Origin of the sequence: Parasphingorhabdus cellanae (assembly GCF_017498565.1) — a bacterium.
Taxonomy (GTDB): domain Bacteria; phylum Pseudomonadota; class Alphaproteobacteria; order Sphingomonadales; family Sphingomonadaceae; genus Parasphingorhabdus; species Parasphingorhabdus cellanae.
The window spans coordinates 2,100,050-2,126,269 of sequence record NZ_CP071794.1 but is presented as its reverse complement, the minus strand read 5'-3'; the positions used below and the strand labels follow the sequence as shown (position 1 = coordinate 2,126,269).

Genomic DNA, 26,220 nt, shown 5'->3' with positions numbered 1-26,220 from the left:
ATCTATCCCGCCTTTGCACGCGCGCCAAAACGGCCATGGGTGGTATATTTGTCCATCCATCCACGGGCAACGCTGGCTAGCGGCGTTGCCGTGATGCCAAAAGCCTCCAAACCTGCCTGACCTTCTGCGACGACATTATCTTTTTGCAGCATTTTATATTGATCAGATGTTATCGGCGCGCCTGGTAAAAAGCCGGTACAAGTTGCCATAAGCTCTGCGACGAAATCAGGTATCTCGATAAATCCGCGATCTCGCTTGGTCATCTTGGCAATCCGGCGATTAAGGTCACCCATAGAGATGACTTCGGGACCGCCCAGTTCGAATGTCCGTCCTGCATATTGCGCCGGATTTTCCAGCGCTGTGGCAACAGCCTGAGCTACATCGCCGACAAAGACGGGCTGGAAATTGGTGCTGCCGCCAATAATCGGAACGATCGGCATCATCCGGATCATACCCGCAAAACGATTGATAAACTGGTCTTCGCGGCCGAATACAATCGACGGCCGCATGATGATTGCGCTTGGAAAAGCGGTGAGTACGACTTCTTCGGCATCCCCCTTGCTGCGTCCATAGCGAGATGGTGATCCGGTATCTGCGCCGATGGCTGACATTTGCACAAGCGTGCTGCATCCGGCCTCGGCTGCCGCTTCGGCAACATTGCGTGCTCCGGTGACATGGACAGTTTCAAAGTCGCCGTCCAATATACCAACCAGATTGATAACGGCATCACAGCCATGCACTGCGCGCGCGACGCTATCTTTCTTGGTTACATCCGCACTGGCAAATTGCGTCTGTCCCAGATTGCCAAGCGGCTTGATATGCATCGCGTTTTTAGGATTGCGTTCCGCTATTCGCACGCGCGCACCGCGCGACAACAGCTGTTGCGAGATATAGCGACCCAGAAAGCCGCCACCGCCAAAAATGCAAACCAATTGTCCGTCGAGCGCCATAGTCCTAATGTCCGTTTCTTCTAGGCTATCATCCGATATTCATTCCGCGCGCTTTTGCATGACCGACCGCTCGCGCGCAATATCCGAATCTACTTTATTACGATCGATGATAGCATATTTCTCCCGTCCACGCGCGGCTGAGCATTAGATCACCGATATTGTAGATGAATCATTGACAATATCGCTCCTGTAACGCTAATCGCCCGCTCCTACACGACGACAAGTCGGTTGGCCCAGATGGCGGAATTGGTAGACGCGCTAGCTTCAGGTGCTAGTATTCGCAAGGATGTGGAGGTTCGAGTCCTCTTCTGGGCACCAGTCACTTTTAAGTGGTTGAAATCGCAAGAAACCATTGGAAAATATAAGGTTTTTGACAGCTGACTGTTACATATGTAACGGAGAAGAACGATGTCAACATACCTCCAAAAGCGCAGTTCAGTATATTATTTCCGTAGGCCGATACCTTTGGACATTCGAATCTTTTTCAAGACGTCGAGTGGCAAACGCAAAGACGAATGGGTTTGGTCGTTGAGGACCAAAGACAGAGCTACGGCTAAATCGCTAATTCCAAGTCACGTAATAAAAACGGATCAACTCATATCTGATGCACGGGCTGGATTGATCGAGCCGTCGGAACCCAACCATTTGCTGGATACCGAGTTGAATCCACGAAAGCCGAGTGCTGACTATGCGATAAGCGAGGAACAACTTGAGTTAGAAAAATTGGCTTATCAAGACCTGCAAGAACATGATCACCTCATGGAAACTGATCTTGACTATGCTGCGAGGGCAGTAGTGCGAGGAGAGGCCGCGAGGATAAAACAGAGGGAGCAGGAGTTAGAGTTTCTAGCTGAGATCAAACGAGAGGAAGCGTTAGCCAACAAATTCTCCATTTTAAGTCTCTTTGACCAGTATGCTGCCGTCGCTGGACGTAACCCAAAAACGATGGCTCAGTGGAGGTCTTATATAAAGTCGCTAGTCCTCTTTATAAGGCATGACGATGCCAATGCAGTTAACCATGATCAAGTTGTCGCTTGGAGAAACCATCTTCGGGACAAGGTAAGGTACAAAGGCAAGCCCCTCGCAGCCAAGACAATAAATGGTAGTTATCTAGGTTCTGTTTCTGCCTTGTTCGCATGGGCAAAAGGGGATGGTCTAATAGCTAAGAACCCGACGACCGAAGTGACTAGAGTTAAGCTACCCAAGCAACCCAAACTTAGGGAGAAGGAGTTTACCAATGAGGAATGGCGAACGATCCTCTCTGCAACGCTCTTAGAGTTAAAGGGCCGACCTAGGGACGATTTTCGCAATGCCGTTAGATGGTGCCCTTGGCTTATGGCATATAGCGGTGCTCGCGTAGGAGAAGTGACCCAATTGCGAAAGGAAGACATCCAAACGCATGAGGGAATTCCGTGTATGCGAATAACGCCAGAGGCAGGAAGGGTTAAGACTAACGAGGCTCGAATGGTTCCCTTGCACGCGCACCTGTTAGAGCAGGGCTTTCTATCCTTTGTTGATGGTAGGCTGGATGGCCCACTATTTTTTAACCCTAGTCTTCGTAGCGCCGACAATGCGATCAATCGGCAAGCTAACAGGTTGGGCTCAAAGATTGCTGAATGGGTTAGAGGGCTTGGAGTTAGCGGCGTTAAACCTAACCATGGATGGCGTCACTTGTTTAATACTATCGGCACTAGTTGTGGGATGAACGAGCGAGCAAGGCTAGCTATTATGGGACATTCGGGTCGTACCGTTAATGATGATTACGGGAGCGTATCGTTGCCATTCAAAGCTGAAGAGCTTGCAAAATTCCCTCGCTTTGAAGTGGCTGATTAAAGACCAGCCGCGCGGAAAACATCCGATGCTCGGTCGTCAAGTGCGGAAGCAATGCGAATTATATTGAGAACGCTCAAATTTCGTTCACCACGCTCAATTTTACCCATGTGTGACCTGTCGATGCCAGCCGCGTCTGCAAACGCCTCCTGTGAGAATCCTCGGGCCTTTCGAGCCGCACGAATTGCGTCACCCAATTTCTTAAGGTTTCCATCTTTGTCAGTTTTGATCGATTGGCGCGGCACATGTTTTTAGTTGCTGAATGTGCACTCATAGGCCACGGTATTTAAGACCCATTAAATCTGGAGAAAGACCTAATGGAAATTGCATTACTGCTTGTTCTGGTTTTAATATCGTTCGTAATTATTCTATCTAAACGTCCGTCAAAACGGAGCGGTGCCACCGAGCTATTGGCTAGTCATTTTCAGCTATCCGGTAACAAGGCTTTAGCTGAACGAGAGTTGGTCGAGGCAATGATGCGTGACTCGTGGGACGACTCTCCCGTGGCGGTTATCGGTCAAAGCACTCAATCACTAGGGCCAGTGGGCCATGCTGCCGCTGCTTTAACATTTGCGATAGGCAATCCGAGGTATCAGGAACACTCAAATTCGGTTTCCAAAGCGGTTGTCTCGATGGTTAAAATCTATGGGACGGGACAGGGTTCTTTATCGATTCCAGCAATTGACCATGAGTCTGTAATGATAGCTTGGGAAACGCTTCAGATTGCCAGCAATAGGGCTTCTAACACGCCCGAGCATTAAAACTAATATGTGGGCATAGCTGTCAACAAGGCCGACGGAGAAGGCCTGTGAATATTGCCAGATAGTTCCATTTGGACACTTTCTTCTACTTTCTACAGGTAGAAAGAAATATAACGTAGTTATGATGATGATAGTAAACTTTCCAGTGTATCGACAGCAATCCATCGTCCATTCTTTCTTATTCTACCTTCGGACGAAATTTTGTATTCTCTATCGTTTACTATCACCGAACTGGTTGTGAAGATAACGGTAGCATCAAAAGTTCTCTTATCTGTCGCCTCTTGTCCCGCTGCGATTGCCCTCAGGGCTCTCTTTAACTTTGACGGCGTATTCTGCCTATCCAAATCAATCTTCCATCCTTTGCCGTTGAGTGCAGATTGAATGGCTGTTTTATGAGAGGGCAACAACGGCTTATTTAGCACGGTGATTGAAACCGGGTAACCTGAGAAGAGGCCCTGTAGATGCTCAACTATCTGTTGGTTTGTTTTTCTGCGGAAGAGCGTGGATTCAACCAATAGAACACACACGTTACTGATTGCCTTTGAAAAACCTTTTGGACGAGCGCGATAAACTCTTTTGTCAGGTGACATAGTCAAGCGCGCATTGTCGGGTTGGTTGGCAAACCATTGATCGGCTGCATCCTTCAATATCGACTGGAGTTCCATGTTAGCTGCTTTAATCCGCGTATCTTTGATCATCTAAATTAAACCTGTGTCTGTAGATTTGGAAGATATTCCGCTCGAATAGGACTGATTAGCAGAACAAAACAAGACAGATATTCCGCGCGCTTCTGAATTTTTCAGGCCATGTGTTGTTCAAGACGGTATCAATTTAATATGTTGACCAATTTGTTGAGTAATGTAATTCGTTATTTAATATTTGTACAATTCGTAGAGAAAATATGAATCAATTGCCAAGGTTGCTCGTTGTATTGGGGTTATTGGTTTTTGGAAGCCCCGCGTTTTCTGCTACTCATATCTTGACCGTCACGGGCAAGGTCTCTGACATTTTTGCGCGCCAAGATGGGGAAGTCGCCAGCGTTCCTGACGGTCAGATCGCAGTAGGCGATAGATACGAACTGAAAGCGGTAATGGACTTCTCTACGGCAGAGCTTAGTGACTTGTTTGACGCCGACCCTACGGTGAACGTGTACAGCTTAAGTAACACTAAGGTCTTTGCATCCATTGGAGGGTACACCACAGAATTTACCCCTCGGTTCAATTTCAACTCATCGTTACAACTTTGGGACGACAGGGTAGTCGTGGACACAACCGATGCGCAGTCATTCAGGTTTTTCAATTTCGACTTTGTACCCATAGACACAAATTCTTTTGAGGTTGGAACTGGACAAATTTCGGAGAGCTTAGGCTTCTCCGCATTTGATTTTACTGCAATGGCGCGGGACAATGACCTTATCTCACAGTTGGCTCCCCTCTCTGCCTTCGGTGCGCAAACCCTTAGCTATGGGCTGCTCAATGCAGACACGGAATTGTTCGTAGGACTAAACGCTACGGTGGAAAGCTCGGTGCTTACCGCTGTGCCAGAACCCGCTAGTTGGCTAATGCTAATACTTGGTTTTGGGATAATGGGGGTGTTTCTAAGACGCTCAAGGGTTTGTATCGATAAGAGGGCGATCAACGCTCGCCTACCGTCTTGAAAAGGAGGTAGCAATACTAGCTACTCCGTGCTGTGTTATGGGTTTTGAGATTAATCTCGCCAACTAAGTGAGCTTAGCCGGAACGGCAGCGCAATATCGCTTCACGGTGGCGGGCGATATACCGAAGTGCAAAGCAGTCTCTCGGATACTAGCCTTTTCATCCTGACGCCATTTGGACACAGAGGCCTCGCTGAGAGCTTTTGGACGCCCAAGGCTGTCTTTTCCCCTGTGCGTCTTTCCTGTCGCTGCGAGGGCCTTTCTAGCCGTTTCCCGGCCATCGGCAGTGCGCTCTGCAATCCGCCTTTTCTCCATCTCTGCTACTTGGGCGAGAACTGCTAAAACGATCTCTCCTGCACCGCGACCGATTGGACCAATACCTTGGACGTTTACAGTCACTCCAGCATCAATGAGTCTGCGCACCGTGGCCTGAACATCTAGTGCGTCTCTTCCCAGTCTATCAACGGCATATACATATACTGTATCTCCGTTGCGCACAGCACCTAGCAAGGCATTAAAGCCGGGACGCTTAGCAGCTAGGGTTCCACCACTTACTCCCTCGTCCTTAAACTCTTGGTCGAAGGCCCCACCCATCGCACTACGTTGTGCTTCAATGCTCTGGTCCTTGGTGGATACTCGGTAGTAGGCGATCTGATGTGGCATAAGGTAGCTCATAAGTTAGTGTTGCTGTTAAGCTAGCTCATAAGAGTGGATCAATGGCTCGTCAACATATCTTTTGAGCTATGGCTAATAAGTTACAACTTTTGAGCCTTCATTCTTGATGAGCGACCTTAGGGGGTATTGGGGAAACTCAGCACCTTGGAGTTGTTAGGCCTTAGCGCGCGTGACTATTTGGAATTCAGGCCATGAAGTGCTGGCTAGACGTCCGTTGAGATAGCGCGACGGTTGAATGGCGCTAAACTAGTTGGTCTGACTTTGTTGGAACTTATGTTGTACTTGTGCTGGCGTTTGATTTAGTTCGATAAGCTATGCAGCTTTTCAATCGCAAAACCATCGCCCGTTATGTCGAGCGCGCTGAACCAGCCGATCAAGCCAAGCTTGAAATTTTGCGGGAATGGGCAGCGACAATCGCAGATGGTTCGATCCAAACACAGAACGAAACTGCAATTGAAGACTCCTTTAAGCAACGTATTGTCTGCGATGTTTTGGATTACATTTCGTTTGGCTCAAGCGGGGAATGGAGTGTCGCATCAAAGAAAGCGATTGGAGCTGGCGAGGTTGATCTCGCCCTAGGGCAGTTCTCCCCTGAGTCGAGCGAAATCATTGCCCCGTTCGAGCTGAAAGGCGCAAAGACCAAAGACCTCGATGCGATCATGCCGGGCCGCGCCAAGAGCCCGATCGATCAGGCGTGGGAATATGCTGCGAACAATGTCGGCACAAAATGGATTCTGGTTTCCAATTATCTCGAAATCCGGCTCTACTCATACGCAGACGGGCGGCAATTCCACGAGAGCTTTGACCTCGCCAAATTGCACCAGCCGGAAGAGTATCAGCGCTTCATGCTCATGCTGGCCGCTGAACACTTGCTCACGGGTCAAACAGAACAATTGTTGGCAGACAGCCGCTCAGAAGACAAAGACATCACCGACGAGCTCTATGCTGACTACAAAATGTTGCGATCAGATCTGATCGGTGCGGTGCAAACAGCTAAGCCTGACATGGACCCGCTCGAAGCGATCAGCGTAGGTCAGACCATTCTGGATCGCGTGTTGTTCATCGCCTTTGCTGAAGATAACAACCTTGTGCCAGATAACAGTCTCCAGAACGCCTTCGAGCATAATGACCCCTACAATCCGAAACCGGTTTGGGAGAATTTCCTGGGTCTGTTCACCGCGATTGATAAGGGCTCCGATCAGCTCAAGATACCACGCTACAATGGCGGTCTGTTTGCCCGCGATCCTATTATCCGCTCGCTTGAGATTCCGGATGACATTTGCGAGGGGTTCAAGCGGCTGGGCGCCTATGACTTTGCCAGCGAAATTTCAGTCACAGTTCTCGGACACATTTTCGAGCAGTCGATTGCTGATGTGGAGCAATTGCAGGCCGAAGCGCTAGGCGAAGCACCAGCCGAGAAAAAGACTAGCGGCACCAGCGGGCGGCGCAAGCGTGATGGCGTGGTTTATACGCCCGACTATGTCGCACGATTTATTGTTGAGCAGACACTAGGCACCCATTGCCGCGAAATCTTTGACGGCATTTTGGTCGAATATGCTGCCAAGGGCGCGCTGGCCGATGATGAAGAGATCAAGTGGAAGCGCAAAAGTGCAGAGCAAGAAGCGTGGGAGGCTTACCGCAAACGCCTAACATCTTTACGCATTGTGGACCCCGCTTGCGGCTCTGGCGTGTTTCTGGTGATTGCGTTCGATTGGATGAAGGCCGAGCTTGAGCGGGTGAATGGCAAGCTTGCTGCACTATCGGGCGGGCGCGACCTGTTTGATCCTGACAGCGAAATCCTTACCAACAATCTGTTCGGCGTGGATGTGAACAGTGAGAGCGTGGAGATTGCCAAACTATCGCTCTGGATCAAAACCGCTCGGCGCGGCAAAGTGCTGGACAGTCTGGATGGCAATCTGCGCGTTGGCGATAGCCTGATAGAAGACAGCTCCTATGCTTACCGCGAGCACGGCTTTGTCTGGAAAGAGGCGTTTCCAGATGTGTTTGCCGAGGGCGGCTTTGACGTAGTGCTGGGCAATCCGCCCTATGTGCGACAGGAATTGCTCAAAGAACTAAAGCCCTATCTAAAAGACCGTTTCGAAGTCTACCACGGTGTTGCGGACCTTTACGCTTACTTCTTTGAGCGCGGCTTACGCATTTTGAAGCCCGGCGGGCGGCTGGGCTATATCAGCTCGAGCACATTCTTTAAGACTGGTTCGGGCGCACCACTTCGTGAGTATCTGCGCAAGAGCGCCACGATTGAGAATGTAGTCGATTTTGGCGATCATCAGATTTTTGAAGGTGTAACAACTTATCCCGCAATCCTGACTATGCGTGCAGGCGCGCCCAATGTGGATCACGAATTGCAATTCTGGAACATCGCCGAATTGCCTAAAGGCAGCTTTGCAGATGGTTTTGAGACCGCCAAGGCACCCTATCCGCAAAGGGTGCTGCCAGCGGGATCGTGGCAATTGGAATCGCCAGCACTGCGCGCTCTGAGAGCCAAGATTGTCAAAGGGCGCAAGACGCTAAAAGAGATCTATGGCTCGCCGCTCTATGGCATCAAGACGGGCCGCAATGATGCGTTTGTGATCGACCGCGCAACGCGGGACCGGTTGATTGCGCAAGATCCAAAATCGTCTGATATTTTGAAACCATGGATTGATGGTGCAGCGGTTCAAAAATGGCGAGAAGAAGATTCGGAGCAGAGCCTTATTCTGCTTCCCAAAGGGTGGACCAACGAGCAATTCGGTGCGGTGAATGAGAATGAAGCCAAGCAATTACTCGCGAGACGATTTCCCGCGATCTGGGCGCATTTGGCACAGCATGAAGAGAGCTTAAAGCGCAGAACAGACAAAGGTTTTTTTTGGTGGGAACTGCGCTCATGCGCTTATTATGATGCCCTTCACAGGGCGAAGATCATTTATCGCGACATAGCTGCTGCCCCGACATTCTTCTGCGACAATCGCTCGAAGATAAATGATACAACGAGCTATTTCCTCCCTACTTCCGACCCGTTCTTGTTAGGCTTGTTGAACTCGGCTTTACTTTGGTTTTCGTTGCTCTCTCAGACCACTAAAGCAAGAGGAGGTTATTACCGATTCAAGGCTCAATATATCGAGCCACTCCCCATCCCTGATGCCACACCCGAACAGAAAGCTGCTATCGGCAAACTTGCCAAAGCCGCGCAGGCTGCTGCTGAGAAGCGCTACTCGCTCCAACAAAGCATCAACCGGCGCATCCCTGATCTTGCTGCTGATCCAGCCGCTGCAAAGCTTTCCACCAAACTCAAAGAATGGTGGCTGCTGCCCGACTTCGCCGCCTTCCAAAAAGAGGTCGAAAAGACCCTCAGGGCCGACATCCCGTTGAAAGACCGCAACGATTGGGAAGACCTGATCAAAGAGACGCGGGACCAAATCAACGCGCTCACAGCAGAAATCGCGCAGACGGAAAACGAGATCAACGCGAAAGTCTATGAACTGTTCGACCTGACCGCGGAAGAGATCGAGTTACTCGAAGCCAACATCTGATTAGCGAGGACAGGGAGATTACCGAACACCATGGGCGATCGAGAGAAATGACTTTAGCACTAATTAGAGCGGAGATTGACCGTTTTTTGTTGAGCACAGAACCCGAAGTTCTTTGCATACAGGGGAAGTGGGGGGTCGGTAAGACATTTGCATGGAAGCAGTATCTTTCAGATGCCGTTGAGGCAGGCAATGTTGCCCTCGAAAACTACGCTTACGTATCGCTTTTCGGTTTAGGTTCGCTGGACCAACTTAGGTACAGCATTTTTGAAAATACCGTCGGGAGCAAACACGCTGCTAAAGGGCCGGACATCGAAACATTTGGCGCGCGTTTGGCCAACGGCTCTAGCCTAGCGCGCAAGCTAAAACCTGCGCTTGAGTTCGGTGCTGCGCTTTTCGGTCGCGAGAACGCCGTGGATGTGCTGGCCAAGGCTTCCTTTCTCACCGTCCGCGAACAGATCGTTTGCTTGGACGATCTTGAGCGAGCTGGCAAAAATCTCGAAGTTAGGGACGTCTTGGGGTTGGCCTCTTCTTTGAAGGAGGAGCGCAATTGCAAAGTCGTCTTATTGCTCAATGACGAGCAAATGGATGCGGCATCAAAAAAAGAGTTTAACGCGCAATTAGAGAAGGTCGCGGACCTCTCAATCCTTTTCGACCTGACACCTAAAGAAGCAACTCAGATTGCATTGCCCGACGATAGGAAGACACAAGATCTTATCCGACCCCGGATCGAAGACTTGGGGATAGTCAATATCAGGGTGATCAAGAAGATCGAACGCTTGGCCGACGTGCTGCTCGATCATCTAAAGGGTTTGGACGAAATCGTATTGGAGCAGGCGATTGCGACTCTTACTGCTACCGGATGGTCGATTCATCAGCCCGAATTTGCTCCGCCGACAAGAGAGTATTTTAGTTATAATCCGCTTATTGAGGCAATGAGAGACCAAGATGGGAACAATGAAAACCCGTCACACCCTTGGGCTGAAGTATTGAAAGGCTATCCGTACTTCGAGTCTCACGAGATGGATGAGATAATCTTAGTCGGAGCCAAAGCGGGATATTTTGACGGTGCTGCACTTCGCTCTGCGGCTGAGGTACTACAGCACACCCGGCGATTATCTGGAAATGACAGCTCGCTCAGCCAGGTTTGGAAGGATAAGTACCATGGCTCGCTTACCACCGAAGATGATGAGTTTATCGAGGCGCTCTATGGTGCGGCTGTCGAGTCGATTGCTCAAGTTTCAATAACCAACTTGAGCAGCGCGATTTATATGCTCAGAGAATATGATACGGATGAACGAGCTGACAACTTGATTGGTTTGTACATGCAAGCACATGATGGCGAAGCACGAAATTTCTTCGATATTAAAAACCACATCTATGCGAGGTATAATGACATCGACCAAGGGTTGCGCCAAACGCTCGCGAATAAATTGGATAATTTTGAAGACCATAGAGACCCGTTCGAAGTCTTAAAACAAATTGGAAGCAATTCTCCATGGAATGATGATGATCTAGTGCTGATGTCTAAGCAGACCCCTGAAGATTTTGAGAAGTTCTTCGAGGAATTGAGCGGCCCCAGTTTGAAGATTACAATTGAGGCATTGTTGGCCATGGGAAAATCAAACCGCGACGGTGCCGAAGACCTGCTTGTTTCCGCTACCGAAGCGCTCAGGAGGATAGGCAGAAAATCGCCAATGAGAGAGCGTAAGGTAAAGGCATTCGGCATCTCGTTAGAAGACGAAGGCAGCGGCGAATAAGGTAAGTTCGAGTCCCTGTTGAGAACTCACATCGCAACGTGCTTGCCAAAACTATTACATTCGTATAATCCAACTGTTACAGTTCGTTGGAATAAAAACCTTTAATATCAATTGCTTGATGTACTGGATAGAAAGTCCTCTTCTGGCACCATTTTTCAGAACAATATCCAACCTGATCATAGACGGCTGGTTATACAATTCTCTCAAATAGACCGGTGTCGGGAAGTACGAAAATCTGGTGTTTTCTGTATCATTTTGTGGTATGCAATTACCATTCGCTGCAATGATGATATAATGTAAAAAGATCGTCTAGACTTCTTTTTACAAGAAATTGTAAAATATTGTGTTCCTGATCCTATTTCAGATGATCGGCGTCGCTAATCTGCGATTATCATGCATAGATTTTACATTATCCCTGAAAGTCCGGGGTTTTTGGGGGTTGCAGCATATTATACATCTCTGTTAACTACCTGTGGTAACAAATCGGTCTGGGGCATTGGCTATTTGTTTTGTTTCAAGCTGTTACCGGCACAAAACTGATATAATAATGATGTGCTCATATCGGAGAGTTAGATGGCCAAGCAAACCCGGATTCCGCAATCCCATCTCATCGCTCTAGAGCCACGAATGATGTTTGACGGCGCAGCAGTCGTTACTGCGGCGGCCACATTGTCATCCGCTGATATGTTGGAAAATGATTCTTCATCGGCCGGTCCTTTTACTGCCGGTAGTAACGGCCTTACTGGTGATACGATTCCTAATATCGGCTTGGCGCCGCCAATTACGTCCGAGCAGGAGACCGGAGAGGATCATACCGACTTAACACCTGTAAACGTGCCCGTTCCAGCGGTTCAAGGCCCGTTTTCGGACAGCATGAGCTCGGTTTTAGACAATAGCAATATTGCAGAGGCATCGTCGCTCAACGGTGTGGGTGATGAGGCCGGATCAGACGATATAGAGGCATTTTCTACGGTCGGAAACGGGTCAGAATCATCGCAGCCCATCGTGGAAACGGTAGCTACCATTCCTGTGAATAATGATCCCGTTCTTATACCCGTTGACCCGGCGCAATTGTCTTCAAATATTTCCGAGAATATTACTGTAAAAGAGCAACTTGTTTCAAAGGAAGTATTTGCCAATGAGCCTGTTGGCAATGGTGCAATTTCAAATTCTCCCTCGGCTGCAGACGTGGCGCCGAACGATATTGTTTATAAGCAAGCAGCGCTGCCCGAGCCGGCCGCTTATGATATCAGAGAGCCGGGTGTACGGCCGGCCAACTTCCGGGACTATTTCATCATAGATGACAATGACTCCCGCTTTGCCATGAATCGGGTGTTGTATATTGGTGAGCCGGCCCTGTCCGATGATGTCGTGGTCGGAGAAAGCGCGGCGGCGACTGGGCAAGACTATATTTTTATCGACACCAATGTGGAAAATTATCAAGAGCTGGCCGATACTTGGGCTGGCAAGGGTGTCATTGTCTTCATTGATGGCAATAGCGACGGCGTCGACCAGATCATGACCGCTTTGGCGGGTGTCGACAATATTGGTGCCATCCATCTGGTCAGCCATGGTGACGAGGGCGTATTCTGGCTGGGCACAACGCAGATTGACAGCGCGTCAGTATCTGGTGTGTTGGCATCTTCGCTGGCGTCCATTGGTGCCAAATTGTCTGCCGATGGTGACATTCTGATTTATGGTTGCGAAGTTGGCAGCAGCGAGGCGGGGCAGCAGTTGATGAACGCGCTCGCAGCGACCACGGGTGCAGATATTGCGGCTTCCATCGACGATACCGGCAGCATATTGCGCGGCGGAGACTGGACGCTGGAAAACCGGCTTGGTCAGGTGGAATCGGCGTCACTGGTCGCGCGTGATTGGGATGGGTTGCTGGCACCGGCAGCCATTTCCGCACCGCGCGATTCTCTTACCGTGCGCGACGCGAATGGCAATATTGTCGCGTCCGGCAGCAACGGCTTTAATCAAAATGGCAACCGCTCGGCTGGACAGACCGTTGGAGCGACCGGGACTTGGGAAAATGTCGGCACGGTAAATGGCCAGTCGATTTCCATTCGCGCAACTATTGCTTCTCTTACGCAAGGCGAGACGATCCGCTTTGATCGCCCATTTGGCGGCAGCGATGACGATCCGGCCTTTTTGCTGGTGTCCAGCGGGCCCCGGACTACCGCTACAGCCGAGATTCAGTGGGACATATTTTATACGGCCAGCGGTGTACCGGTAGATGTTGATGTATCATTCACGGTGGCAGATATTGACGGGCGGAACGGTGATTCACGAAGCCGGGAGTGGGTCACTGTCGATACAGACACCCTGTCCTCTTTTCAAAATGCCGGACCATCGGATATTGAATTTGATACCAGTATAGCAGGTGAAGTAACCGCGTCGGGCACCCAAAATGAAGGCGGTGACGCTAGTTCTGCGGCACGTTTTAACTGGCTCGACACCAGTAGTTTTGCAATTACCTATAACGTCAATCCCAATGCAGCCGGTACAGCGGGTTTCAGCCATGATGGCGATCTGGATTTTAATCTTGGTAGTGGCGGTACAACGATCTCCATCCCGCGGTTGGATCTGGATCGTAATGACAGTACCTCTAGCGGATCGGGTTATCAGGGCACTTACGTCGAAAACAGAAATAGTGTCGGCATTGTGGACCGGGACGTCCGGATTACCAATCCCGATGGCCAAGTGCAAAGCGCCAGCATTGTGCTGACCAACGCGCAAGCTGGCGACCGGTTGCTGGTTAATGGCTCGGCGGCGGCATCAGGCACAGTGAGGGGGATTAGCTACACACGCACGGATAGCGGTGTGGAGTTGACAGGCGCAGATAGCGCGAGGGATTATCGCCTTGCGTTGCGTGCGATCACTTTTGAAAACACGACAGAACGGCCATCTGAAGTGGACCGTACCATCAATATCAGCTTTGCGAATGCGGCGCTCAGTTCCAACGTCGCGACATCGACGATCCGGGTCGTGGAAATTAACGACCCGCCAACAGCGGTCAATGATGCGACCCAGAGCACCAACGAAGACACGGCGATTACCAGCATTAATGTGCTCGCCAATGATTTTGACGGCGATGGAGATGCCCTTTCTGTCGCGTCGGCCAGTGCGAATAATGGCGCCGTTACTATCAATGCGAACGGCACGTTAAATTACACACCGAATAGCGGGTTTTCTGGCACCGACACCGTTACCTATACGATCAGCGATGGGCGCGGCGGTACGTCGACCGCAACTTTTGACGTAACCATAGCGGCGGTAAACGATCCGCCTGTGCCGGTGGGTAGCCTACCTTCGCAAAGCAATGTGGATGCGGCGCAGGGGATTTTTGTCAACACGTCGCAAGGGTTTAGAGATGCAGACAATGGTTTTGGTGAGCTAAGCTACTCGGCGACCGGGCTACCGCCGGGTCTGTCCATTAACACAAATACAGGCGCCATTACCGGTACGATTGACAATAGCGCGAGTCAGGGTGGTTCGGGCGGCGTTTATAATATCGTTGTAACCGCAACCGATCCGGACGGTGCGTCCGCCAACCAGAGCTTTGCCTGGACGATTACCAATCCGCCGCCGCAAGCCAATAATGATGGTGGCTCGACAAATGAAGATACGCCGGCCACGATCAACGTGCTGGCCAATGACCGCGATCCCGATGGTGATGCACCGCTGACGGTGATCGCCGCAAGCGCGCCCAATGGCACGGTGGTGATTAATCCTGATGGCACGCTGACCTATACACCCAATGCCAATTTCAACGGCAATGACGTGATCACCTATACGATTAGCGATGGCGAGGGCGGGACGGACACGGCGGTCTATAATATGACTGTTGTTGCCGTGAATGACGGGCCGCAGCCGGTTGGCACCTTGCCACCGCAGAGCAATATTGATGCAGCGACAGGAATCAGCGTTGCCACGGCATCCGGCTTTACGGACATTGACGGTCCATCGATCAGCTATAGCGCGGCTGGCCTGCCGCCGGGTCTCTCGATCAATTCCAATACCGGCGAAATTACCGGCACGATAGACAATAGCGCCAGTCAGGGCGGTACCAATGGCGTCTATACCGTCACTATAACCGCAACAGATTTTCAGGGCACACCGGCAACCCAGACGTTTGCGTGGACTGTCACCAATCCTGGGCCAATGGCGGCCAATGATACGGCTTCCACCGATGAAGATATGGCGGTCACGGTCAACGTGCTGGCCAATGATAATGATCCTGATGGCGATGATTTGACGGTAACAGCGGCGAGTGCATCCAATGGTACGGTTGTCGTCAATCCCGATGGCACCATAACCTACACACCCAATGCTAATTTTAATGGCACGGACACGATTACCTATACGATCAGCGATGGCGAGGGCGGAACATCAACCGCTACGGTTGAAGTCACGGTTGCTGCGGTTAACGACGCACCGACACCTTTGGGCTCCTTGCCGCCGCAAACCAATGTCGATGCAGATAGCGGTATCAGCATCGCGACGGCAGGCGGCTTTACCGATAGCGACGATGCGACCTTGAACTATAGTGTATCCGGGCTACCAGCTGGTCTTTCTATTGATGCCAATACGGGGGAGATTACCGGAACCATTGATCGGTCCGCCAGTCAGGGCGGGTCAAACGGTGTCTATACTGTTGCCGTGACGGCGACGGATGCTGGTGGACTTAGTGCGACGCAATCGTTTAGCTGGAGCGTAACCAATCCGGCACCTGTCGCCGTCAATGACACGGCGACTACCAACGAAGATACGCCCGTTCTCATCGATGTGCTGCCCAATGACTCCGATCCTGATGGCGATCCGATTACGCTGATCGCCGCCGCTGCGTCGGTCGGGCAGGCAACCGTGGTTGGCAATCAGGTCAACTATGTTCCGCCGGCCAATTTCAATGGTACCGCGACGATCACCTATACGATCAGCGATGGGGAAGGCGGAACAGCAACCGCGACGATTACGGTCACGGTTGCACCGGTAAACGATGCGCCAGTTGGCACAGCTTTGCCGTCGCAGGATACCGAAGATGGAGCGGTTATCTCTGTTCCGGTTGCGGGCAATTTCAGCGATGTGGATGGCGATACCCTAACCTACGCGGCGGCTGACTTGCCGCCCGGGCTGTCCATCGATCCGGACAGCGGTGTTATCTCCGGCACGATCGACAACAGCGCCAGCCAGACAAGTGGTGGGACTTATACCGCCACTATCACAGTGTCGGACGGTAATGGTGGTACAACGACGCAAACGATCACGTTTAATGTCAGCAACCCCGGCCCGGCGGCCGTTGATGATAGCGCATCGACCGATGAAGATGTGCCGGTCACGATTTCGCCGCTCGCCAATGACAGCGATCCGGATGGCGATGATCTGACCATCACAGCGGCGAGCGCGCAAAACGGCAATGTGGTGATCAACCCTGATGGCACGGTCACCTACACGCCGAACCCGGGCTTTAATGGTACGGATACCATCACTTACGAAATTTCGGATGGTGAGGGTGGAACCTCAATGGCCGAGATTACGGTCACTGTCGCGGATGTTAATGACACGCCAACTACCAATGGCAGTATTGGCGATCAGACCAATTTGGATAGCCAGGTCATCAGCCTTCCGGTTGCAGGCGCGTTCAGCGATCCTGATGGCGACAGCCTGCGCTACACTGCGACGGGGCTGCCCGCGGGCCTCACTATCGACCCAGCAACCGGTGTTATCTCCGGTACAATTGATCGCAGCGCGAGCCAGGTGAATGGCGGCGTCTATGCGATTACTGTGAACGCCGATGACGGTCGCGGGGGAACTGTTTCCACAAGCTTCGAGTGGACGGTAACCAACCCGGCGCCCGTGGCAAGCAATGATAGTGTGACGACTGACGAAGATACGGCGGTTAAAGTCACCGTGCTGGCCAATGACGTGGATGCCGATGGTGACCCGCTGACGATTACCGAGGCAGAGGCCGGCAATGGTACGGTCACAATCAATCCTGATGGCACGCTGGCTTATAAGCCCAATGCCAATTTCAACGGCGAAGATACAATCATCTACACGGTTACCGATGGCGAAGGCGGCTTCTCAACCGCGACCGTCACGGTCACGGTCAATGCCGTGAATGATGGCCCGACCACTGTCGGCCTGGCTAATCAAAATGGCGAAGATGGGGCCGATGTATCGATCCCGACGGCGCAAGGCTTTGACGACATAGACGGCGATGACCTGACCTTCACCGCTTCCGGTCTGCCGCCTGCTTTGTCAATTGATCCCGATACCGGTTTGATAACAGGCACGCTGGCTTCGGATAGCTCGGTCAATGGACCTTTTGTTGTGACCGTCACGGCAACCGATCCATCGGGCGAGTCCGTATCGACGACCTTTGTCTATTCGATCCAGAATATCCCGCCAATAGCAGTCAATGACACGGCCACCACGCCAGAAGATACTCCAGTAACCGTCGCGGTGCTGACCAACGATAGCGATCCTGATGGCGATCCCCTGACCATCACTGCGGCGAGCAGTCAGGACGGCACGGTGGTCGTCAATCCTGATGGCACGCTGACCTTCACGCCTGCCGAAAATTTCAATGGCGAGGCGCTGGTCACCTACACCGTATCGGATGGTCAGGGCGGCGTTGCGACCGCGACGCTGACCGTCGATGTGGTGGCTGTGAACGATGCACCGGAATCCTTGCCAATCCCGGACGTCACCAATGAAGACAATCAGGCTGTTTCGGTTGATACGGGCAGCTTCTTTAGCGACCTTGACGGCGACACATTGACTTTTGAGGTCACTGGTCTGCCAGCCGGTCTCAGCATTGATCCCGCTACCGGTATCATCAGCGGGACGATTGATCGCAATGCCAGCCAACCCAATGGCGGCGTCTATTCTGTCACCGTGACGGGCACTGATCCCGATGGCCTGACCACCAGCCAGACCTTTAGCTGGACAGTGACAAACCCGGCACCGACGGCGGTTAATGACACCGCGACGACCGACGAAGACACGCCCGTCAATATCACAGTGCTGACCAATGATACGGACCCGGACGGCGATCCGCTGACGGTGACCATGGCAACCGCGCTGAATGGCACTGTGACGATCAATCCTGATGGCACGCTGACTTATGAGCCGGATGCCAACTTTAATGGCACCGACACGATCACCTACGTGATTAGCGACGGCAATGGCGGTACGTCCACCGCTGCGGTCGAGGTGACCGTCAATCCCGTCAATGATCCACCGGTGGCTGTTGATGATGTTGCGACCACCAATGAAGACATGCCGGTTACAATTGGTGTGCTCGGCAATGATACCGATACGGATGGCGATCCGCTGACGGTCACCGCGGCGACATCGCCCAATGGTACGGTGGTGATCAATCCGGATGGCACCATCACCTTCACGCCTGCGCCGAATTTCAATGGTCCAACAACGATCACTTACACGATTAGCGACGGCAATGGCGGCACATCGACGGCGACGGTTGCTGTCACGGTTGATGCGGTCAACGATCCGCCGGTTGCCAATATAGACAGCGCGACCACCGATGAAGATACGCCGGTAGACATCGCGGTCCTCGCCAACGATACAGATGTGGACGGCGACCCGCTGAACGTGACTGCTGCCGATGCGCCCAATGGCACAGTGACAATTAATCCCGATGGTACAGTGACTTATGTACCTGACCCAGACTTTAACGGTACGGATACGATTACTTATACGATCAGCGACGGTCAGGGCGGATTCTCCACCTCCACTGTCGAGGTGACGGTCAATGCGGTGAATGACGCGCCTGTTGCGACTCCAATCGCTCCACAAAATGACAATGATGCGGATGTCATAAATCTCTCGGTCGCGAGTAATTTTACTGATGTCGATGGCGACACGCTGACCTTTACCGCCGCAGGATTGCCCCTGGGGCTTTCGATTGACGCTGCGGGCAACATCACGGGTACGATTGATCCTGGCGCTTCGCAAGGCGGCCCTGGTTCTGACGGTATCTATAATGTCACGGTTACGGCCGATGATGGCAATGGCGGGACGGTGAGTCAGACTTTTGTCTGGGAAGTGAACAACCCGGCACCTGTGGCCACCGACGACACCGCAACCACCGATGAAGACACGCCGGTCACTATCCCGGTTCTGGCCAATGATAATGATCCGGACGGCGATGCGCTAAGCGTGACATCGGCGACGGCTTCCAATGGCCTGGTTACGATCAATCCGGATGGCACGATCACCTACACGCCCAATCCGGATTTCAATGGCACCGATACGATCACCTATACTATTAGCGACGGCAATGGCGGCACTTCCACTGCAACAGTTGAAGTGACTGTAGCGCCGGTTAATGACGCACCGGTGGTGGATAGCCCGCTGCCCAATGTCACAGGGGTTGATGGCGAAATGCCTTCCATTCCCACCGCTGGCAATTTCAGCGATGTGGATGGTGACGCCCTGACCTTTACGGCTGCTGGCCTTCCCGCGGGTTTGACGATTGATCCAGATACAGGGTTGATTACTGGCACGATTGATAATCAGGCCAGCCAGCTCAATGGCGGGGTTTATACCGTCACGGTGACCGCTGACGACGGCAATGGCGGAACGGTCTCTACCGCCTTCACCTACACAGTTACAAACCCGGCCCCGACCGCAACCAATGATAGCGCCACCACGGATGAAGATACGCCCATCACCATCGCCGTACTGGCCAATGACAATGATCCTGATGGAGATGACCTGACTGTCACCGTGGCGAGCGCGCCCAATGGCACGGTGGTGATCAATGCCGATGGTACGATTACCTACACGCCCGATCAGGATTTCAACGGCACCGACACGATCACCTATACGATTAGCGATGGCAATGGCGGCACCTCCACTGCCACGGTTGAAGTCACGGTAGCGCCAGTCAATGATGCGCCAGAAGTCGATATCCCGATTTCCAATCTCAACAACGAAGATGCCGATGTCATTTCCGTTGATGTGAGTGACAAGTTTAGCGATCTGGATGGTGACACGCTGACCTTCACGGCTGCTGGCCTTCCTGCCGGTCTCTCAATCGCTGCCAATGGCCTGATTACCGGCACAATTGATAATCAGGCGAGCCAGATAAATGGCGGCGTCTACACGATTACGATCACTGCCGATGATGGCAATGGCGGAACCGTTGATGGCACCTTTACGTGGACGGTGACCAACCCGGCTCCGACTGCGGTCAATGACACCGCGACGACCAACGAAGATACACCGAGCGCACCGATTGCGGTTCTGGCCAATGACAATGATCCGGATGGTGACAGTTTAACCGTTACCAGCGCTACGGCGCCCAACGGCACGGTCGTTATCAATCCTGATGGTACATTGGTCTATACACCAGCCGCCAATTTCAATGGCACCGATATCATCACCTATTCGATCAGCGATGGTAATGGCGGGACCTCGACAGCGACCGTTGAAATCACCGTGGTGGCCGTCAACGACGCCCCGACCGCTGATCCACCGCTGAACAATCAGGTCAACGATGATGCCGATGTCATCTCGGTTGACGTTAGTGGCAGTTTTGAAGATCTCGATGGCGATACGCTGACCTTTACCGCTGCTGGCTTGCCAGCTGGCTTGTCGATCGACGGCAATGGTGTGATCACCGGTACGATTGATCCGAATGCCAGTCAGGTTGGCGGCGGTGTCTATACCGTCACAATTACTGCCGATGACGGCAACGGCGGCACGGTAGATTCCGTGTTCACCTGGACGGTGAATAACCCGCCGCCGGTTGCGGCCAATGATATAGCGACCACTGCCGAAGATACGGCGGTCAACATCCCTGTGCTGACCAATGACAGCGACCCCGATGGCGATACGCTGACGGTGATATCCGCCGACAGCGCGAATGGCACCATAGTGATCGAGCCCGATGGCACGTTGACCTATCAGCCAGATCCAAACTTCAATGGTACCGACACGATTGTCTATACGATCAGCGACGGCAATGGTGGTACCGCGACCGCGACGGTGGAAGTGACCATAACCGCAGTCAACGATGCACCGGAAACGGTTGGATTGCCCGATCTGTTTGACTCGAACAACGAAGCGATCACTGTCCCGTTGGGATCAGCTTTTAGCGATGTCGATGATGCGACGCTGACCTTTAATATTACCGGTCTGCCTACCGGGCTGACTTTTGATCCGGCTACCGGAGAAGTAACCGGCACGACCGGCGCGACAGCCTCTTCCGATGTGACGGACGGCGAATATACCGTGACCGTTACCGCAACCGATGCGAACGGGTTGACGGAAAGCACAACCTTTACCTGGACGATCACCAACGAACCACCGCGGGCAGTCAACGACAATTATACCGGCACAGAGGACACGCTGATCAATCTCGATGTCCTGACCAATGATGTTGATCCGGATGGTGATCCGATGACACCGATCGAGATTGTTTCGGCAACGGCGACAAACGGGACGGCTGTTATCCTTCCAAATGGCACGATCGACTTTACGCCGGATCCAGATTTCAATGGCACGGCGACCGTCACCTATACGATTCAGGACGCCAATGGCGAATTTGCTACAGCCGTTGCCACGATCGTCATTGATCCGGTTAATGATGCGCCCGACGGCACCATATTGCCCGATCGCGATAATGAGGACGGTGATGCTGTCAGCGCTGATTTTGGATCTTTGTTCAGTGACCCGGAAGGCGATACACTAACTTTTACAGCCAATAATCTACCTGCCGGTTTGTCGATTGACATGATGACTGGCGAAATTTCCGGCACCGTCGATCCCGATGCCAGCCAAGCCAATGGTGGTGTCTATCAGGTTGAAATCACCGCAACAGATGATGGCGGTGAGGAAACGACGCAGAGCTTTATCTGGACGATCACAAACCCCGGACCGACGGCAAATGCAGATACCGCATCGACCACCGAAGATACGGCGAGCGCGCCGATCGATGTCTTGGCCAACGACAATGATCCGGATGGCGATGACCTGACCGTCACCGCAGCCACAGCGCCCAATGGCACGGTGGTGATCAATCCGGATGGAACGCTCGTCTACACACCAGACGAGAATTTCAACGGTACCGATACGATTACCTATGTGATTAGCGACGGACAGGGCGGCAGCTCCACATCGACTGTGACGGTGACCGTGGGCGCTGAAAATGATGATCCAACCGTGACGCCGCTTGCGGCACTGGGCAATGCCGATGCGGATGTTATAGCGATTGATGTCAGCGGCAGCTTTGATGATCTGGATGGCGACACGCTGACCTTTACCGAAACCGGTCTGCCCCCCGGACTATCGATTGATGCCGCAGGCAATATCACCGGTACGATTAATCCCTCCGCTTCGCAGGGCGGGCCTGATGGTGACGGTATTTACGCCGTCACCATAACCGCCGATGACGGCAATGGCGGAACGGTGTCGAGCACGTTCAGCTGGACCGTCACCAATCCGCCGCCAGTGGCGAATGATGATGGGCCGATAGCGGTGACCGAAGATACGCCGCTGGATATCAACGTCCTCAGCAATGATACGGACCCTGATGGCGATACGCTCACCGTGACATTGGCGACCGCCGGCAATGGCGACGTGACGATCAATCCGGATGGCACGCTGAACTATATGCCTGATCCGGACTATAACGGTCCTGATACGATCACTTATACGATCAGTGATGGCAATGGCGGCACTTCCACCGCGACGGTGGAAATCAATGTTGGCGCGGCGAATGACGATCCGGTAGCCAGCCCGATCGCGCCGCGTAGCGCCGTTGATGGCGCTGTGGTTTCCGTGCCCGTGGCAGCCAATTTCTCCGACGTTGACGGTGACACGCTGACCTTTACCGCGGCTGGATTGCCGCTTGGGCTTTCGATTGATCCCAATACCGGTGTCATCTCCGGCACGATTGACAGCAATGCGAGCCAACCAGCAGGCGGCATCTATACGGTCGTCATAACCGCTGACGACGGCAATGGCGGCACGGTCGACCAGAGCTTTACCTGGACCATCACCAATCCGCCGCCAGTGGCCGTAAACGACACCGCATCGACGTCTGAAGACTTGCCGGTCAATATCCCCGTGCTGGGTAATGATAATGATCCCGATGGTGATACGCTCACCGTCACCACGGCCAGCGCGGCCAACGGCACCGTCGTGATCCAGCCCAATGGCACGATTGACTATACCCCTGACCCCGATTTCAACGGCACCGACACGATCACTTATACGATCAGTGACGGCAATGGCGGCACGTCGACAGCCACGGTTGCAGTAACCGTCGGTGCGGTCAATGATCCGCCGGTTGCGGTCAATGATACGGCGGTCACTGAAGAAGAAGAACCTGTGACGATTCCCGTGCTGTCCAATGACAGCGATGTGGACGGCGATCCGCTGACCGTGACTAGCGCGACCGCGCCCAATGGCACGGTGGTGATTAATCCTGACGGGACCGTCACCTATACCCCTGATCCAGATTTCAACGGCACCGATACGATCACCTATGTGATTAGCGATGGTCAGGGCGGCACCGCGACGGCAACGGTTGCTGTGACAGTCAATCCGGTGAACGATGCGCCAGTTGCGGTTGACGATATCGCGACCACGCCGGAAGATACACCTGTCACGCTCAATGTGCTTGGCAATGATACGGATGTGGACGGTGATCCGCTGACCGTAACAGGGGCGACGTCTCCTGACGGTCAGGTAACGATCAATCCCGATGGCACTGTGACCTTCACGCCCAATCCGAATTTCAATGGCACGACGACCGTGACCTACACGGTTAGTGATGGCAATGGCGGCACCGCAACGGCAACGGTTACGCTGACGGTTGATCCAGTCAATGATGCACCCATCGCAACGCCGGATGTCGGTCAGACCGATGAAGATACGCCGATAACGGTTTCTGTTCTTGATAATGATATAGATGCGGATGGTGATCCGTTAACGATTACGGCAGCAACGGCGCCCAATGGCATGGTGGTGATCAATCCGGACGGCACCGTAACCTATACACCGAACCCGAATTTTAACGGCACCGACACCATCACGTACACTGTTTCGGACGGCAATGGCGGCTTTGCCACGACGACGGCGACGATCACCGTCAACCCGGTGAACGATATGCCGGTGGCCGTGAATGACAATGTCTCGACGCCTGAAGATGCGCCGGTCACGATCCCGGTGCTCGGCAACGATACGGATGCCGATGGCGATCCGCTGGCGGTGACTGATGCGACATCGCCAGATGGTATGGTGGTCGTCAATCCTGACGGCACAATCACCTTCACACCCAATCCGAATTTCAACGGTCCGACTACCATCACCTATACGGTCAGCGACGGTCAGGGCGGAACATCTACGGCGACGGTCACGGTCAATGTAACGCCGGTCAACGATCCGCCCGCAGTGGTACCTAGTGAGGCCGCTACACCAGAAGATACGCCGGTCACTTTGTCGCCGCTGGGCAACGCGAGCGATGTTGATGGCGATCCGCTGACCATTATCAGTGCCACATCGCCTAACGGCACTGTGACAATCAATCCCGATGGCACGATCACCTATACGCCCGATCCCAATTTCAACGGCACCGATGTGATCACCTATCAGGTCAGCGACGGCAATGGCGGCTTTACCACCGCGACCATCACCGTCACCGTCAGCCCGGTCAATGATCCTCCCATAGCCGCCAATGATATTGCCGATACCGACGAAGAACGGCCGCTGGTCATTCCGGTGCTCGCTAATGATGTCGATCTGGATGGTGACCCGCTAACCGTGACCAATGCGACGGCGGCCAACGGCACCATAGTCATTAACCCAGATGGCACGATCACTTACACGCCCAATGTCGATTTTTTCGGTACTGATACGATCACCTACACGATTAGCGACGGCAATGGCGGAACGTCCACGGCGACCGTCGCAGTCACCGTCCGCAATACCAATGAAGTGCCGGTTGACGGCAATGAAGAAGTGTTCGGCATTGGCGGCGCAGAAACGATAATCGACGTGCTTGCCAATGGCACCGATCCAGATGGCGATCCGCTCAGCGTGTTCACCGCCAAGGTCGATATCGGCACGGTAGTGATCAACCCCGACGGCACAATTTCCCATTTTGCCGATCCAGAGTTTCAGGGCGTCGCGACGATCACCTATATTGTCAGCGATGGGCAGGGCGGATTTGTGGAATCCACCGCGACCGTGATTGTCACGCAGGCCAATGCCAATGTGAATGAATTGCTCGGCAATCCGGGCATCGGATATCCAGACAGCGAACTGCCCGGCACGACCGTCAACCCGGTCAACCAGTTTATTACCACGCCATTGATCATTGATGATACGGCGAACAGCTTCCGGTCGCTGAACAACACGCCGGATCTGAACGGAAGCCGGCCGCTGTTGACGGCAGTGAACGGCTTGCGTCCGCTCAATGGCATGGGTGAACTGGATGTCGATGGCAGCCCGATTGGCGAAGTCGTTGATCAGCTCGACCAGATTCGCGACCTGCGTTTCGGGGCGGACCGTTTGTTCGATCCCCGCTTCGGTGACTTCCTGGTCGAAGGTCTCACCGGCTTTTCGGTTCGTCAGCTGTCCACCGGCAGTGACCAAGTGATGATTGAATCCGTCGTTCGCGACCGGGTCATATACATGGAGGTCCGCGATATCGGGGCCGATAGCGATCCGCGTATCACCGAATATCAACTGCGCACCCGCGATGGTAGCCCGCTGCCCGGCTGGATCCGTATGGATGCCCGCGGCCTTGCGATTATCGAACGGCCAGTGGACGCGGAAACCGTGCGCTTGATCGTTCGGGCGATCCGCGCCGATGGCCAAGTCATTGAAATTCCGGTTATTGTTCAAGGGGCAACCGGGGAAATCCAGATTGATGAGGGGCGCGAGCTTTCTCAAAACATGAACGGCGCTGCTCCCCTGGGCAGCGCCATGGCAATGGCGGATGCCAGTGTCGCAGATGAAACAGCGCAGCTTCTGGCTGCGTTCAAAAGCTAATTGGGCAAGGCCTAGATGGGGAAGCAG

The 26,220-nt window shown here is 53.0% G+C and carries 10 protein-coding genes, 1 tRNA gene and 1 pseudogene; 8 read left to right on the top strand and 4 right to left on the bottom strand.

Going from position 1 to position 26,220, the window contains the following annotated elements; translation table 11 throughout:
* Positions 1-2: 2 nt before the first annotated feature.
* The gene (locus tag J4G78_RS10090) at positions 3-950 is read right to left on the bottom strand and encodes a complex I NDUFA9 subunit family protein (RefSeq protein ID WP_207986454.1); all 948 of its coding nucleotides are present in this window, start codon (positions 948-950) and stop codon (positions 3-5) included.
* Between the two features lie 231 nt (positions 951-1,181).
* Here J4G78_RS10090 and J4G78_RS10085 point away from each other — a divergent pair.
* The 3 genes and pseudogenes from J4G78_RS10085 to J4G78_RS10080 all read left to right on the top strand — a co-directional run bounded on the left by J4G78_RS10085 (position 1,182) and on the right by J4G78_RS10080 (position 2,783).
* Positions 1,182-1,268 (top strand) — tRNA-Leu (locus J4G78_RS10085).
* A 90-nt stretch (positions 1,269-1,358) separates the two neighbouring features.
* A pseudogene (locus tag J4G78_RS18405) lies at positions 1,359-1,550 on the top strand (DUF6538 domain-containing protein); the annotation flags it as partial.
* Between the two features lie 45 nt (positions 1,551-1,595).
* Complete coding sequence (locus J4G78_RS10080) at positions 1,596-2,783, top strand: hypothetical protein (RefSeq protein ID WP_207986453.1); 1,188 nt, start codon at positions 1,596-1,598, stop codon at positions 2,781-2,783.
* Here J4G78_RS10080 and J4G78_RS10075 read toward each other — a convergent pair.
* The gene (locus tag J4G78_RS10075; RefSeq protein WP_207986452.1) at positions 2,780-3,025 is read right to left on the bottom strand and encodes a helix-turn-helix transcriptional regulator; all 246 of its coding nucleotides are present in this window, start codon (positions 3,023-3,025) and stop codon (positions 2,780-2,782) included. The genes J4G78_RS10080 and J4G78_RS10075 overlap by 4 nt on opposite strands.
* A 72-nt stretch (positions 3,026-3,097) precedes the next feature.
* Here J4G78_RS10075 and J4G78_RS10070 point away from each other — a divergent pair, with 72 nt between their 5' ends.
* Positions 3,098-3,541, top strand: coding sequence for a hypothetical protein (locus tag J4G78_RS10070; RefSeq protein ID WP_207986451.1), 444 nt, complete (start codon positions 3,098-3,100; stop codon positions 3,539-3,541).
* Positions 3,542-3,660: 119 nt separating this feature from the next.
* Here the strand turns inward: J4G78_RS10070 and J4G78_RS10065 are convergent, their stop codons facing one another.
* Positions 3,661-4,239, bottom strand: coding sequence for a hypothetical protein (locus J4G78_RS10065; RefSeq protein ID WP_207986450.1), 579 nt, complete (start codon positions 4,237-4,239; stop codon positions 3,661-3,663).
* Between the two features lie 203 nt (positions 4,240-4,442).
* On the opposite strand from J4G78_RS10065, the gene J4G78_RS10060 reads away from it, so the two are divergent.
* Positions 4,443-5,198, top strand: a complete 756-nt coding sequence (locus J4G78_RS10060; protein WP_243457049.1) for a PEPxxWA-CTERM sorting domain-containing protein — start codon at positions 4,443-4,445, stop codon at positions 5,196-5,198.
* Positions 5,199-5,261: 63 nt separating this feature from the next.
* Here J4G78_RS10060 and J4G78_RS10055 read toward each other — a convergent pair whose 3' ends face one another.
* Positions 5,262-5,858, bottom strand: coding sequence for a recombinase family protein (locus J4G78_RS10055; RefSeq protein ID WP_207986449.1), 597 nt, complete (start codon positions 5,856-5,858; stop codon positions 5,262-5,264).
* A 326-nt stretch (positions 5,859-6,184) separates the two neighbouring features.
* Here J4G78_RS10055 and J4G78_RS10050 point away from each other — a divergent pair, with 326 nt between their 5' ends.
* The 3 genes from J4G78_RS10050 to J4G78_RS18145 all read left to right on the top strand — a co-directional run bounded on the left by J4G78_RS10050 (position 6,185) and on the right by J4G78_RS18145 (position 26,193).
* Positions 6,185-9,400, top strand: coding sequence for an Eco57I restriction-modification methylase domain-containing protein (locus J4G78_RS10050; protein WP_207986448.1), 3,216 nt, complete (start codon positions 6,185-6,187; stop codon positions 9,398-9,400).
* 47 nt (positions 9,401-9,447) lie between these two features.
* On the top strand, positions 9,448-11,157 hold the full coding sequence (locus J4G78_RS10045) for a P-loop NTPase fold protein (protein ID WP_207986447.1): 1,710 nt from the start codon (positions 9,448-9,450) through the stop codon (positions 11,155-11,157).
* Between the two features lie 573 nt (positions 11,158-11,730).
* Positions 11,731-26,193, top strand: coding sequence for an Ig-like domain-containing protein (locus J4G78_RS18145; RefSeq protein ID WP_243457048.1), 14,463 nt, complete (start codon positions 11,731-11,733; stop codon positions 26,191-26,193).
* Positions 26,194-26,220: the final 27 nt, after the last annotated feature.

Bases quoted from the DNA above. Each gene is read 5' to 3' on its own strand.
- J4G78_RS10045 (WP_207986447.1), top strand. From the start codon at position 9,448: ATGACTTTAGCACTAATTAGAGCGGAGATTGACCGTTTTTTGTTGAGC.
- J4G78_RS10050 (WP_207986448.1), top strand. From the start codon at position 6,185: ATGCAGCTTTTCAATCGCAAAACCATCGCCCGTTATGTCGAGCGCGCT.
- J4G78_RS10070 (WP_207986451.1), top strand. From the start codon at position 3,098: ATGGAAATTGCATTACTGCTTGTTCTGGTTTTAATATCGTTCGTAATT.
- J4G78_RS10060 (WP_243457049.1), top strand. From the start codon at position 4,443: ATGAATCAATTGCCAAGGTTGCTCGTTGTATTGGGGTTATTGGTTTTT.
- J4G78_RS10090 (WP_207986454.1), bottom strand. From the start codon at position 950: ATGGCGCTCGACGGACAATTGGTTTGCATTTTTGGCGGTGGCGGCTTT.
- J4G78_RS10065 (WP_207986450.1), bottom strand. From the start codon at position 4,239: ATGATCAAAGATACGCGGATTAAAGCAGCTAACATGGAACTCCAGTCG.
- J4G78_RS18145 (WP_243457048.1), top strand. From the start codon at position 11,731: ATGGCCAAGCAAACCCGGATTCCGCAATCCCATCTCATCGCTCTAGAG.
- J4G78_RS10055 (WP_207986449.1), bottom strand. From the start codon at position 5,858: ATGCCACATCAGATCGCCTACTACCGAGTATCCACCAAGGACCAGAGC.